This is a genomic window from uncultured Methylobacterium sp. (genome assembly GCF_964251405.1).
In the GTDB taxonomy this organism is placed as follows: domain Bacteria; phylum Pseudomonadota; class Alphaproteobacteria; order Rhizobiales; family Beijerinckiaceae; genus Methylobacterium.
This window is the reverse complement of sequence record NZ_CAXUJR010000075.1, coordinates 5,398-18,201: the sequence shown is the minus strand read 5'-3', so window position 1 is coordinate 18,201 and position 12,804 is coordinate 5,398. Positions and strand designations below refer to the sequence as shown.

Below are 12,804 nucleotides of genomic sequence, written 5' to 3'. Positions count from 1 at the left end.
AAGGACATGACGCCGCCCACGCTTCTCTTTCTCAGATGCACTTGTCAAAAGAACGTTTGTCGTTTCCGACAAAAATAATACACCGGAGACAGCCGAAGCCCCAGCTTTCGCTGGAGTTGTCCTCCTGCCGTCTCTGGATTTCCGAACCGGCCGCCGAATTCGCTGGCCGCCGTGTTCGTGGCGCTTATCTACGGTCGGTCGACCGACCTGTCAACACGCCCCTCGATGTTTTTCGCCGCCTACCCTTCGAGCCCTTTCCAAGGTGGGGGAAGGAGGTCTCACGTGCCCTTGAGCCAGCTCCGCAATACGAACCCGACGATCCCGAGGGCGACGACGCTGGCCGCCCAGATCAACGCGAACCAGGCGAGGCGCCGCCATAACGGCCCCTGCCCGGCATCCGGCGGCACCATCAATGATACCCCGACGCATCGACCTTCCCGCGGAAGACCCAGTACGAATACGCTGTGTAGGTGAGGATAAGGGGGATCAGGACCGAGGCGCCGACCAGGATGAAGATCTGGCTCGATCGCGGCGAGGCGGCCTCCCAGATGGTGACGCGACCGGGCACGACATCGGGGAAGATGCTGATCCCGAGCCCGATGAAGGAGAGCAGGAACAGGCCGAGCGCGATGAGGAACGGCGCCCGGTCAGACCCACCCTTCAGCATGCGAAAGAAGACGAAGCCCGCGATCGCGACGAGGAGCGGCACCTGGGTCGTCAGGAGCACGTTGGGCATCGCGAACCAACGCTCCCAGTACTTGCCTTCGAGGAACGGCGTCGCCGCGCTGACCCCTCCGATCGCCAGGAGCGTCGCGACTCCGAGCCAGAGCGACAGCGTCCGCGCTCGGTCGCGCAGCGGACCTTCGGTGCGCATCACCAACCAGGTCGCGCCCAGGAGCGCATAGGCGCACAGGAGCCCGACGCCGACGAGGATGCTGAAGGGCGAGAGCCAGTCCCACCAGCCGCCGGCATAGGCTCTGCCCTCCACCTTGATGCCTTGCAGGAGGGCGCCCAGTGCGATTCCCTGCGCCAGGGTTGCGATCACCGAGCCGCCGGTGAAGGCGACGTCCCAGAAGGCACGGTGTGCCGGGTCGCGCCAGCGGAACTCGAACGCGACGCCGCGAAAGATCAGACCGAGCAGCATCGCGATGATCGGCGCGTAGAGAGCGGGCATGATGATGGCGTAGGCGAGCGGGAAGGCCGCGAACAGGCCGCCGCCGCCGAGCACCAACCAGGTCTCGTTGCCGTCCCAGACCGGGGCGACCGAATTCATGGCCGTATCGCGCTCCTCTCCCGGCCGAAATGTCGGGAAAAGGATTCCGATACCAAGGTCGAATCCGTCCATCACGATGTAGGCGAACACCGCGAATGCGATGATGAAGGCCCACACCACCGTCAGGTCGAGGGTCTCGAACATGGCTGTGTCCTCACTCGGCCGGCTGCATGGCGGGACCGTGGGCGGGGGCCGGGGTAATTCCGGCCGTCCGCGTCGGCTTGCCCATCTCGACCCCGTGCTCGCCGGGCTTGGGAGCCTTCGACATCAGGCGCAGGATGTAGAGGACACCCATCGAGAAGACCGCGAAATAGATGACGACGAAGGCCACGAGCGATGCGCCGACGGCGGGTGCCGAGAGCGGGGAGGCCGAGTCCGCGGTGCGTAGCAATCCGTAGACGGTGAAGGGCTGACGTCCGACCTCCGTGGTGATCCAGCCTGCAACGACGGCCACGAAACCGGCCGGCCCCATGACGAGGGCGAAGCGGTGCAGCGGGGACCATTCGTAGAGCCTACCCTTGAACCGCGCTAAAAGGCTCAGCATCCCGAGCAGAAGCATGAGCATGCCCATGGAGACCATCACCCGGAAGGACCAGAACACCACCGGGACCGGCGGCCAGTTCTGGCGCGGCACGGTGTCGAGCCCCGCCAGGGGTGCGTTGAGGCTGTGTTTCAGGACGAGGGACGACAATTTCGGGATCTCGATCGCGTAATCGACGCGGCCGGCCTCCTGGTTCGGCAGCCCGAACAGGATCAGCGGCGCTCCATCGGGATGGCTCTCGAAATGCCCCTCCATCGCCATGACCTTCGCGGGCTGGTGTTCCAGCGTATTGATGCCGTGCATATCGCCGGCGAAGATCTGGATCGGCGCGACGATGGCCGCCATCCACATCGCCATCGAGAACATCACTCTCGCCCCCTCGCTGTCCGGCCTCAAGGTCGCGCGGCGATCCTTCAGGAGATGCCAGGCGCCGACGGCACCGACCACGAGGGCGGTCGTGAGGTAGGCGGCGAGCACCATGTGGACGAGGCGATAGGGAAAGGACGGATTGAAGACGATCGCCCACCAGTCGAGCGGGATGAACTGACCGGCCTCGTTGACGCCGTGACCCTGCGGCGTGTGCATCCAGGAATTCACCGACAGGATCCAGAACGCCGAGAAGAAGGTCCCGACGGCAACCGCGAGGGTCGCGAGGAAGTGCAGACGCGGCCCGACCTTATTCATGCCGAACAGCATGACGCCGAGGAAGCCGGCCTCGAGGAAGAAGGCCGACAAAACCTCATAAGCCATCAAAGGGCCGAGCACCGGCCCGGTCTTGTCGGAGAAGACCGACCAGTTCGTCCCGAACTGATAGGACATCACGAGCCCAGACACGACGCCCATGGCGAAGGCCACGGAGAAGATCTTGATCCAGTACTTGAACAGATCCATGAAGACCTGCCGGCCCGTTGCGAGCCATAAAGCTTCCAGCACGGCAAGATAGCTCGCCAGCCCGATCGAGAAGGCCGGGAAGATGATGTGGAACGCCACCGTGAACCCGAACTGGATCCGGGCAAGCAGGAGCGCGTCGATGGTCGAGAACATTGCGAGCCTCATGGCAGCCGCTTGACGGCGGATGTATCGACCGTTCGGTCATCCCTGAACAGCATAAAAAATTATCGCGGGCGCACGATGCGGATCGGAAGGGTAACGCCGTGAGGCTGCCCCCCGGTCCATCGCGGCGACGCACCCGATCGCAGGCGGCATTTGCCCGGTCGGCCCTGCCTGATACAGGGGCGGCGATGCCCTACGTCGTCGCCGCCTTCTACCACTTCTTCGCTTTGCCCGATGCCGAGGCGATCCGGCCTCGGCTCGAGCAGGTCTGCTCTGCCCATCGCATCAGCGGAACCATCCTGCTCGCGGCGGAAGGCATCAACGGGACAGTCTGCGGAACGGCGAGCGACATCGCAGCCTTCCTCGACGACCTTCGGCATGGTGCCCTGTTCGGCGGGCGGCTCGCGGCGTTCGAATGCAAGCTGTCGCGGGCCGCCGCAACGCCGTTCCGCCGCCTCAAGGTCCGACTGAAACGCGAGATCGTCACCTTCGACGGAGGTGCCACGGATCCCGCCGCCGGCTCGGCCGAACCGGTGGCACCCGAAGCCTGGAACGCCCTCATCGACACCCCCGGACTCCTGCTCATCGACACCCGCAATGCCTTCGAGGTCGCGCTCGGCAGCTTCGAGGGTGCGGTCGATCCGGGGACCAGACGGTTCAGCGATTTCCGCAATTATGCGGACAGCCTCGACCCCCGTGCGCATCCGGCGGTGGCGATGTTCTGCACCAGCGGAATTCGGTGCGAGAAGGCGGGTGCCTACCTGACGAGGCGGGGATTCGCCAAGGTCCAGACGCTGGCCGGCGGCATCCTGCGATACCTGGAAACGGTACCGGAGGCGCAGAGTCGCTGGACGGGCGACTGCTTTGTCTTCGACGAACGCATCGCCCTGGGACCCGGCCTCGTGGAGCGGCCGGACCACGACCCGGAGACCCTGCAATGAGCGACGCGGACTCGGCCCGCATCGATACACTGGAGATCCGCCTGACCGAGCAGGACCGGGTTCTGGAGGATCTCAATCGGACCATCACCGCGCAATGGCGGCTGATCGACCGGCTTGGCCGGCAGATCGCCGCCCTGCAGGAACGAATGGAAGAGGCCGGCAGCCGTACCGCGGGCGGGCCTCCGGAACCTCCGCCGCCGCATTACTAGGGCTCAGATGCTCGCCTGCGTGACGAACTTCGTGACGAGATAACCCTCGATGCCTTCGGAGCCGCCCTCGCTGCCGTAGCCCGAATCCTTGACCCCGCCGAAGGGCGTTTCGGGAAAAGCGATGCCGTGATGGTTGATGCCGACCATGCCGCTCTCGATCCGTGCCGCCACTTGCGCCGCCCGCGCGGTGGAACGGGTATAGGCGTAGGCGGCGAGGCCGTAAGGCAGGCGGTTCGCTTCCACGAAGGCCTCCTCATCGTCGGAGAAACGCTGGATCAGCGCCACAGGACCGAAAGGCTCCTCGTTCATGATCCGCGCGTCGAGGGGTACCTCGGTCAGGACGGTCGGGGCGAAGAAGTGGCCGCGATTGCCGATGCGCTGACCGCCCGCCGCGAGAGTGGCGCCACGGGAGATGGCATCCGCGCAGAGCGTTTCCATCGCCTCGAGCCGGCGGCCATGGATCAGCGGCCCCATCGTCGTATCCGGCGCGAGTCCGTCGCCGACGACGATGCCGCGGGCATGGTCCACGAACCGATCGCGGAACTCGTCGAACACGGCATCCTGGACGAGGAAGCGCGTCGGAGCGACGCAAACCTGGCCGGCATTGCGGAATTTGTTGGCACCGAGCACCTGCACGGCCCGGCCGATATCGGCATCGTCGAAGACCAGCGCCGGGGCGTGGCCTCCAAGCTCCATCGTCACCCGCTTCATGTGGCGCCCGGCCAAGGCGGCCAATTCCTTGCCCACCACGGTGGAGCCCGTGAAGGAGATCTTGGCCACCACCGGATGCGGGATGAGGTAGGACGAGATCGCGGCCGGCTCCCCGAAGACCAGGGACAGGACGTCGCCCGGCACGCCGGCGTCGAGGAAGGCACGAACCAGGGCCGCACAGCTCGCCGGCGTGTCCTCGGCTCCCTTGAGGATGACAGAACAGCCGGTGCAGAGTGCCGCCGAGATCTTGCGCACCGCCTGGTTGATCGGGAAGTTCCACGGCATGAAGGCGGCCACCACGCCGACCGGCTCGCGCAGGACGACCTGCTGCACGCCCTCGGCCCGCGCCGGAATCACCCGGCCATAGGCGCGCTTGCCCTCCTCGGCGAACCAGTCGATCACGTCGGCCGCCGCGAGGGTCTCGATGCGGGCCTCGGCCAGGGGCTTGCCATGCTCCAGGGTCATCGTCCGGGCGATGTCCTCGACGCGGTCGCGCAGGAGGTCGCCGGCCCTGCGCATGATCTTGGCGCGCTCGAACGCGGAGACCTTGCGCCAAGCCGCAAAGCCGCGTCCGGCCGCGTCCAGCGCCCGGTCGAGATCGTCGATGGTGGCTACCGCGAACCGCCCCAGAGTCTCGCCGGTGGCAGGGTTGAGCACGGGCATCGTCTCGCCTGCGGATCCCTTGGTCCAGGCCCCGGCGATATGAAGGTCGGTATCCGGATACATAATCGGCTACGGCTCTGTGAGTCGCCGGCAGGACGCGCCGACTCCTCCCATGTCGGCCCCCGGGTCTCCCGAGGCAACCCGATCAGGCCGCGATGCGTGGCTTCACCTTGACCGAATCAGCGGTGGTCACGACGGCGCTTCCGCCGCGCCGCGCCTGGAGCGTGCCGCCCTTGGGCACGACGTTCCAGCCTTCGCGGCAACCGTCGATGGGCTCCGAGACGACGATCAGGCCGGCCTCCGTCTCCCGGTAATAGAGGCTCGGCGGCCGCCCGTCGCAGGCCCAGCGATAGGCCGTGAGGCTGTCGCCGTCGGTGACGACCGCGGTGAAGCGCAGCGGCTCGGCGACGCCCGCAGCCTGCATCAGGTCGCGCACGGTCGAGAGCGTCTCGGCCATGGCGCCGACCGGATCCTCTGCGAGGCCGTTGGCCAGCGCCAGGAGGAAGATCGCCTCGGAATCCGTGGTGCCGCGGCGCTCGTCGTAGAGCGCATCGGGGATCAGGGCCTCGATCCGGCGCTTGATCCGCGAATAGCCGCCGATCTGGCCGTTATGCATGAAGAGATGACGGCCATGGGCGAAGGGATGGCAGTTCGCCCGCGTCGTCGCCGTCCCGGTCGACGCTCGGACATGGGCGAAGAAGGTCCGTGCCCGCACCTGCTGGCAGAGGTTGACCAGGTTCTCGTCCGACCAGGCCGGACAGACGTCGCGGTAGAGACCGGGATCGGGCCGCTCGGCATACCAGCCGATGCCGAATCCGTCGCCATTCGTCTCGGTCTTGGCCTCCGAAGCGTGCAGCGACTGATGGACCAGGGAATGCGTCGGCGCGCAGACGAGATCCGTGAGGAAGACCGGTTGACCGCTATAGGCGAGAAAGCGGCACATCGCTGGCTAAAACCTCTCAGGTCCGGTGGCGGCGATCCCCGTCAAGCAGGAGTCGCGCCGTTCATGGGCACGGCCCCGTTATCGTCGATCCGCAACAATCGATCTTGAGCGGTGAACAGGTCGTTAATGCGGCGCAGCATCGCTCCTTGGCGCGCCTCCCCGCCATAGGGACCCATTGCGCTTCGTCCGGGCAGAAGGCCGAACCTTGGCCGCGGGTACTGCAGCGAATGCATGACGGAGGGCACGCTGGGACTCTTGCGGCCGACGCCGTGGCGGCGCAGCATCACCTACCGAGAATCAACGATGTCTCCGAGCCACGGTCATGCGACCGTCGCAACCGAACGTCCCGTAGAAGGCGCCTCCATGGACCGTACCCGCTCAGACTGCCCCGTCGCCCTCGTGGTCGAGGACGATGCCGCCATCCGCAACTTGGCGACCGCCGTCCTCGAGGAGACCGATCTCGACGTCATCGCTTGTGCGAGCGGCGAGGCAGCCATCGCCATCCTCGAGCGGGCCGACGTCAACGTCGCGCTGCTGTTCGCCGATATCCGCCTGGGCGGCGCGATGGACGGTGTCGCACTCGCCAGCACCGTCGAGCGGCGCTGGCCCGACGTACGGGTCGTCGTCACCTCGGGCTACGATTCCGGTCAGGACGACCGCCTCTCGAACCAGGTCGTCTACCTGCAGAAGCCCTGGCGGGCCCTCGACGTTCTGGTCCAGGCCGAGCACGCGACCCTGGCCGCCAACGCGGCCTGAACGCACCGTCCGGAGCGGCAGACACGAAAAAGCCCGCCGCGCATCGCGCGAGCGGGCTTTTTTTCGCGATCGGAGCAGGCCGCGGAAAACCGAGCAGGTCCCGCGGCTCGGTCGGGTCAGGCGACGCCGTTGCCGGTGATCGCGGCGGGAGCGCTCGGCGCGAAGGGCGAACCGCCCGGACGGCGCGGCGCACCTGCACCGAAACGAGGCTTCGGCTTCGGCGCGGCGATTAGGCCCTCGCGGATTGCGGTCTTGCGCGCCTGCTTGCGGGCGCGGCGAACGGCCTCCGCCTTCTCACGCGCCTTGCGCACGGACGGCTTCTCGTAGGCCTTGCGCTGCTTCATCTCGCGGAAGATGCCTTCGCGCTGCATCTTCTTCTTGAGAACGCGGAGCGCTTGGTCGACGTTGTTGTCGCGAACGAGTACCTGCAACGGTCTAGATCCTCTGAGCCGATTGATGTCTTGAACGAGCCGACGCCGAACCCGAGACCCTCACGATCATCGCGAAGAAACCGAAAAACGCCCCGCGCCCGGAAAACTCCCGGGAGGGACGCCCGTCAGACAATCTCGAATCGGCGCAGAAACTGCACTTGGCGCAGGCTCATACACCAAGGCGGGACAAGTTCCAACAGCCGCGTGAACGGGTTCGGGCGAGGCGCCGGCTCAGTTGTGCGACTGGATGAAGTTGCGCACCTGCGGATAGACTTGGCTCTCCCAGCGTCGCCCGGTGAACACGCCGTAATGGCCGACGCCGGCCTGGAGGTGATGACTCTTCATGTGCGGCGGTAGGCCGGTACAGAGGTCGTGGGCAGCCATGGTCTGGCCGACGGCACAGATGTCGTCGCGCTCGCCCTCCACCGTCATCAGCGCCGTCCTGCGCACGCTGCGCATGTCGATCGGGCTGCCCCGGTAGGTGAGCTCGTTCTTGGCCAGGGTGTAATCCTGGAACACCGTCTTGACCGTCTCGAGGTAGAAATCCGCATCGAGGTCGAGCACCGCGAAATACTCGTCGTAGAAGGCCTCGATCGCATCGGCCTTCTCGGTCTCGTCACCGGAAATATGCCAGAACAGGTCGGCATGCTGCTGGATATGGCGCTTCGGGTTCATCGAGACGAAGGCCGAGACCTGCATGAAGCCCGGATAGACCCGGCGCCCCGCGCCGGCATGGCGGGCGGGCACGGTGGCGATGAGGTTCTTTTCGAACCATTCGATCGGCTTCGAGGTGGCGAGCTTGTTCACGCCGGTCGGGCTGATCCGGCAATCGACCGGGCCGGCCATCAGGGTCATGCTGCGCGGATAGGCGGCGTTCTTCGATTGGGCCATGACGGCCGCGGCCACCAGCGCCTGAACCGCGGGCTGGCAGACGGCGACGACATGGGCGCCCTCCCCCATCGCTTCGAGGAACTGCACCAGATGATCGACGTAATCGTCGAACCCGAAGGTGCCGGCCGAGAGCGGCACGTCGCGGGCATTGTGCCAGTCGGTGATGTAGACGTCGTGGTCGGGCAGCATCGTCTTCACGGTTCCGCGCAGGAGCGTCGCGAAATGCCCCGAGAGCGGTGCCACCACGAGGACGCGGGGCTGCTCGCTGGCAATGTCCTTCCTGAAGCGCAGCAGGGTACCGAAAGGCGTGACGAGTACCGGCTCCTCGGTGACCGGCACCTCGCGGTTGCCGACGACCACCGTGTCGATGCCGTAGGCAGGGCGCGCGAAGGTCAGGCCTGCCCGCATCATCATCCGAGCGCTGGCCGAGAACCAGTTCAGCGGCTCCCGGAAGCCCGCACTCCGCCACGGAGCCAGGGCCTCGTTGATCAGCCGTCCCCAGGACCGGGTCTGCTGGGCGAGGTCCGACTGGACTTCGAAGGCATCGTACAGCATGGCGCCGGGACCTTTACGCGAACGACCGAACGCCGAAACGTCCGCATGGAGCGGATCCGGCCGCTCTGCTCGTTCAACTAGCCGTCCCTCGGGGGTAGGCTGGTGCACGCGGGGTCGGAACGCAACGGGTGCAGAATACGATCTCGCAATCCTGTTGTGCGCATGCATCAGGTTCATCCGTTCCGCCCGTCTCGGTCCGGGCCGTGGGAATCCATGCAACGGCCGCGCCGTCGGGACGATCGGCGACCGTGTGGGACTTGTCGTGGGCGCGGCACGAGTCTTGGATCCAACCACCTTGGATCCGGCCAACTTGGATCTGATCACCGCAGAAATCCTGGGGCACACGCCGATGTCAGCCGCGACGCTCACGATCTCGAGCCGGAACTATTCGTCGTGGTCGCTTCGCGGCTGGCTGATCTGCAAGATGTCGGGCCTGGCCTTCGAGACCGAGCTGCTCTCGGGCACCGACGCCTCCACCCGCGCCGAACTCCTTCACCTGTCGCCGTCGTTCCTCGTGCCGCGGCTGCAGCACGGCGACGTTTCGGTGTGGGATACGCTCGCCATCGCTCAGTATCTCAACGAGATCCTGCCCGCGTCCGGATTCCTGCCGAAGGACGTGGCCGTGCGGGCGCATTGCCGCTCGATCGCCGGCGAGATGCATGGCGGCTTCATCAACCTGCGCTCCGCCCTGCCCATGAACCTCAAGGCCCGCCACACGGACTTCAGGATCTTCAACGGCGCCAAGGGCGACATCGACCGCATCGTGACGATCTTCGAGGATTGCCTCGCCCGCTACGACGGCACCTACCTGTTCGGAGATCGCCCGACGCTGGCCGACGCGATGTACGCACCGGTCTGCACCCGCTTCCAGACCTACGACGTGCCGCTCCCGCCCCGGATCGCGGCCTATCGCGACCGTATCCTCGCGTGGCCGCTCATGACGGAATGGGCGGAGCAGGCGCTCGCCGAACCCGACGAGATCGAAGAACTCGACATGGAATTCTAACGGCCGTCGCCGGGTCCGGGCGCGGCATGGGCGGGATCAGGCCTGGAAATCGAGGAGCAAGGCGGACGACGCCTGGCTCTTGCTGCTGGAGCCGGTCGATCCGTAACCCGCGCCAGCCGAGTCCTGCACCTCCTGAAGCGACTTGATGAAACCTGCCAGAAGGTCGTCGGCCGTGCTCGTTTCGGCCGCACTGGCCGCCTGTGTCGTCGACGCGTCCCCGGCTGAGGCGGCCTGCGGCGCGTTCTGCGACAGGATCGCCTTGAGTTCCTCGGCTTGGTCCACGGTCAGGCTGCCACCTTCGACCTGCTCGTCGATCAGGGAATCGACCTTTTCCTTCAGTTGAGCGGGATCGAGGCGGGTGGTCCTCGTCGCTGCGCCTGTATCGCCCGAGGTGGAGCGCTCGCTCCTCAGGCTCTCGGTGATCGACCCGAAGGCCTGCGTCAGCGCGGTGCCGTCGGCGGCGCCGATCTTGCCCGACGCGACCTCGTCGGTGATCGACTGCATGACACGGTCCTTCGGGGACGTGCCGGACTTCTGCGTGGCATAGGAGGCAGCCAGGGAATTGATCACGGACGACATCGGAAGCTCCACGTGGTGGCCGTTCGCGACCTGCCTTCGGCCTTCCGGATGAGGCGTCCCTGATGGTTAATCGAAGTTTGCGCCGAGCCGCCAGGATCGTTTCCGGACTTTGCATCGGCCCCTACCGCAACACTCGGCGACCAAGTCGTCGCCCGGCGCATCGGGATCAGTCGCGGTTCACCTCAGGGGTGAACAGGTATCCGCCCGAGCGGATCGTCCGGATGATCTCGGGGTTGCGCGGGTCGCTCTCGATCTTCTGGCGAATGCGGCTGATCAGGACGTCGATGCTGCGCTCGAATGGACCGGCCGCGCGCCCCTGCGTCAGGTCGAGGAGCTGGTCGCGGGACAGCACCCGGCCCGGCCGCAGGCAGAGGGCGTGGAGCAGGTCGAACTCCGCGCCGGTGATCGCCACCCGCGCCGCCTCCGGGCTGAGGAGCTGGCGCAGGGAAATGTCGAGGGTCCAGCCAAGGAAGCTCAGCCGTCGCACACCCTCGTCGGCCGACGACTCGGTCGCCGATCCCCGGCGCAGGATCGCGCGAATGCGGGCGAGGAGTTCACGCGGGTTGAAGGGTTTGCCGAGATAATCGTCGGCTCCGATCTCGAGACCGATGATGCGGTCGATCTCCTCGGCCTTGGCCGTCAGCATCAGGATCGGCACCGTCGAATTTTGGCGGATGCGCCGGCACAGGGAGAGCCCGTCTTCCCCCGGCAGCATAAGGTCGAGCACCACGAGGTCCACGCGGGAATCGACCAGCCGCCTGTCCATCTCACGGCCGTCGCCCGCCAGGGTCACCCGGCAATCGTTGGCCCGAAGGTAGCGAGCGACGAGGGCGCTGATCTCGCGATCGTCCTCGACGACGAGGATATGCGGCGTGGTCGCGCTCATGGAATGCCGGCAAGGTCCCGTTTGTCCGAGAAATGGTTATGCCGCGTCCGTCCCGACTTTCGAAGGCCGCGGCACCAGCGGAATTGTATCGCGCTGTTTCTTGTGTCCGCGCGGCAGGTCCGCGCTGACTAAGTCCCCATGAAAAGAAGACGGCCGCACGGTCACGCATTGCTCCCAGTCGCTGCGATTCTTATGTCGGTCGGTGACGCCGATCCTGATGCTCGTTCACGAGCCGCGGCGGTTCTTCGACACCGGGAGACGACGATGCCGCCCTCGAACCGCCTCTTCGACGAATTCGCACGCCTCGCCATCGACGCCGCGGGAGCCGCGCAGGGTGTGCGCCGCGAGGCCGAAACGGTGTTCAAGGCTCAGATCGAGCGACTGATCCGCGACATGGACATCGCGTCGCGCGAGGAGGTCGACGTCCTGCGCGACCTCGTCGCGGCGCTTCGCAGCCAGAACGACACCTTGGCGGCCCGAGTCGCGGCCCTCGAAGGCAAGGCGGCGGGGGTCGAGACGGCCGCGACAAAGCCCGAGTCAAAGTGACGCAAGACGTCCGTTGGGCGCTTCGCCGCGAGAGCATTTGTACACAGGAAGGAACGGTGGACGGTCGCTTTCCTGTTCATCGGCCTTCGGAACCGCTTTGAAACGCGAGTCCGGCCCGGTCTATAGTGGGTGACGTACTGATTCGCTGATCCACCGATCTCAGCCGTCACCACCTAAGCTTTTGTCCCGCTCGTTTCAGCTTTGCACTGCATTTTTATATCGCAATGCAGAACAGCGGACCTGTCGCCGATCGTCCCAACACGTCTCGACGATCCGCGCGGATCGTCAAACTGGATCGCCATGACCCTCCTGCATTTCGAAGCCAACGACCGGAACGAACATCCCCTCGACACCGTCGAGCGGCTGGCCTCCCTGCGCGACTGGATCTTCGACCGTGCCGAGACCGACGAGATGTCCGTGGCGGTCACCGGCCGCTGGGCGGATTACCATGTCGCCTTCACCTGGATCGAGGATGTCGAGGCCCTGCACGTGGCCTCGGCCTTCGACATCAAGGTGCCCGACCGCAAGCGGACGGAGGTCCTGAACCTCGTCTCTCTCATCAACGAACAGCTCTGGGTCGGTCATTTCGACCTGTGGTCGACGGACAACGTCGTCATGTTCCGGCATTCCCTCCTCCTGACCGGTGGGACCGCGCCGACTCAGGCCCAGTGCGCGATGATGCTCAAATCCGCCGTCGATGCCTGCGAGCGCTATTACCAGGCTTTCCAATTCGTGCTCTGGGCCGGCAAGACGGCGCGCGAATCCCTGGATGCGGTCCTGTTCGAGACCGAAGGCGAGGCCTGACCGCCTCGTGACCGCC

The 12,804-nt window shown here is 66.0% G+C and carries 15 protein-coding genes; 6 read left to right on the top strand and 9 right to left on the bottom strand.

The window, feature by feature from the left end; translation table 11 throughout:
- Nucleotides 1-278 precede the first annotated feature (278 nt).
- Genes ACFE7U_RS13465 through ACFE7U_RS13455 form a run of 3 tightly spaced genes read right to left on the bottom strand, consistent with a single transcriptional unit; the run spans nucleotide 279 to nucleotide 2,858 of the window.
- On the bottom strand, nucleotides 279-410 hold the full coding sequence (locus ACFE7U_RS13465) for a DUF2474 domain-containing protein (protein ID WP_375410230.1): 132 nt from the start codon (nucleotides 408-410) through the stop codon (nucleotides 279-281).
- Nucleotides 410-1,417, bottom strand: coding sequence for a cytochrome d ubiquinol oxidase subunit II (gene cydB / locus ACFE7U_RS13460; protein WP_375410229.1), 1,008 nt, complete (start codon nucleotides 1,415-1,417; stop codon nucleotides 410-412). Before cydB ends, ACFE7U_RS13465 begins: the two co-directional genes overlap by 1 nt.
- 10 nt (nucleotides 1,418-1,427) lie before the next feature.
- Nucleotides 1,428-2,858: a cytochrome ubiquinol oxidase subunit I gene (locus ACFE7U_RS13455; RefSeq protein ID WP_375410228.1), complete on the bottom strand. Its 1,431-nt coding sequence runs from the start codon at nucleotides 2,856-2,858 to the stop codon at nucleotides 1,428-1,430.
- 197 nt (nucleotides 2,859-3,055) lie between these two features.
- Between ACFE7U_RS13455 and ACFE7U_RS13450 the strand changes: the two genes are divergently transcribed.
- Both ACFE7U_RS13450 and ACFE7U_RS13445 read left to right on the top strand, forming a co-directional pair.
- Entirely contained in the window at nucleotides 3,056-3,808 is a 753-nt protein-coding gene (locus ACFE7U_RS13450; protein WP_375410227.1) for a rhodanese-related sulfurtransferase, read from the top strand.
- Complete coding sequence (locus ACFE7U_RS13445; RefSeq protein ID WP_375410226.1) at nucleotides 3,805-4,017, top strand: SlyX family protein; 213 nt, start codon at nucleotides 3,805-3,807, stop codon at nucleotides 4,015-4,017. The genes ACFE7U_RS13450 and ACFE7U_RS13445 overlap by 4 nt, the downstream gene beginning before the upstream one ends.
- A 3-nt stretch (nucleotides 4,018-4,020) precedes the next feature.
- On the opposite strand, the gene ACFE7U_RS13440 is transcribed toward ACFE7U_RS13445, so the two are convergent.
- Both ACFE7U_RS13440 and ACFE7U_RS13435 read right to left on the bottom strand, forming a co-directional pair.
- Entirely contained in the window at nucleotides 4,021-5,454 is a 1,434-nt protein-coding gene (locus ACFE7U_RS13440; RefSeq protein WP_375410225.1) for an NAD-dependent succinate-semialdehyde dehydrogenase, read from the bottom strand.
- Nucleotides 5,455-5,536: 82 nt separating this feature from the next.
- On the bottom strand, nucleotides 5,537-6,334 hold the full coding sequence (locus ACFE7U_RS13435; protein ID WP_375410224.1) for a class II glutamine amidotransferase: 798 nt from the start codon (nucleotides 6,332-6,334) through the stop codon (nucleotides 5,537-5,539).
- Between the two features lie 363 nt (nucleotides 6,335-6,697).
- Here ACFE7U_RS13435 and ACFE7U_RS13430 point away from each other — a divergent pair, with 363 nt between their 5' ends.
- A complete protein-coding gene (locus ACFE7U_RS13430; RefSeq protein WP_375410223.1) occupies nucleotides 6,698-7,090 on the top strand; it encodes a response regulator in 393 nt (130 codons plus the stop codon).
- A 116-nt stretch (nucleotides 7,091-7,206) separates the two neighbouring features.
- Here ACFE7U_RS13430 and rpsU read toward each other — a convergent pair whose 3' ends face one another.
- Both rpsU and ACFE7U_RS13420 read right to left on the bottom strand, forming a co-directional pair.
- Nucleotides 7,207-7,521 (bottom strand): 30S ribosomal protein S21, encoded by a 315-nt coding sequence (gene rpsU / locus ACFE7U_RS13425; protein ID WP_375410222.1) that lies wholly within the window; start codon nucleotides 7,519-7,521, stop codon nucleotides 7,207-7,209.
- Between the two features lie 231 nt (nucleotides 7,522-7,752).
- The gene (locus ACFE7U_RS13420) at nucleotides 7,753-8,967 is read right to left on the bottom strand and encodes a polyhydroxyalkanoate depolymerase (RefSeq protein WP_375410221.1); all 1,215 of its coding nucleotides are present in this window, start codon (nucleotides 8,965-8,967) and stop codon (nucleotides 7,753-7,755) included.
- A 349-nt stretch (nucleotides 8,968-9,316) separates the two neighbouring features.
- Here ACFE7U_RS13420 and ACFE7U_RS13415 point away from each other — a divergent pair, with 349 nt between their 5' ends.
- On the top strand, nucleotides 9,317-9,973 hold the full coding sequence (locus tag ACFE7U_RS13415) for a glutathione S-transferase family protein (protein WP_375410233.1): 657 nt from the start codon (nucleotides 9,317-9,319) through the stop codon (nucleotides 9,971-9,973).
- 36 nt (nucleotides 9,974-10,009) lie between these two features.
- On the opposite strand, the gene ACFE7U_RS13410 is transcribed toward ACFE7U_RS13415, so the two are convergent.
- Nucleotides 10,010-10,552, bottom strand: coding sequence for a hypothetical protein (locus tag ACFE7U_RS13410; RefSeq protein WP_375410220.1), 543 nt, complete (start codon nucleotides 10,550-10,552; stop codon nucleotides 10,010-10,012).
- Nucleotides 10,553-10,718: 166 nt separating this feature from the next.
- Nucleotides 10,719-11,438: a response regulator gene (locus ACFE7U_RS13405; RefSeq protein WP_375410219.1), complete on the bottom strand. Its 720-nt coding sequence runs from the start codon at nucleotides 11,436-11,438 to the stop codon at nucleotides 10,719-10,721.
- 264 nt (nucleotides 11,439-11,702) lie between these two features.
- On the opposite strand from ACFE7U_RS13405, the gene ACFE7U_RS13400 reads away from it, so the two are divergent.
- Entirely contained in the window at nucleotides 11,703-11,984 is a 282-nt protein-coding gene (locus tag ACFE7U_RS13400) for an accessory factor UbiK family protein (RefSeq protein WP_375410218.1), read from the top strand.
- Nucleotides 11,985-12,284: 300 nt separating this feature from the next.
- Nucleotides 12,285-12,788, top strand: coding sequence for a YbjN domain-containing protein (locus ACFE7U_RS13395; protein WP_375410217.1), 504 nt, complete (start codon nucleotides 12,285-12,287; stop codon nucleotides 12,786-12,788).
- Nucleotides 12,789-12,804 lie beyond the last annotated feature (16 nt).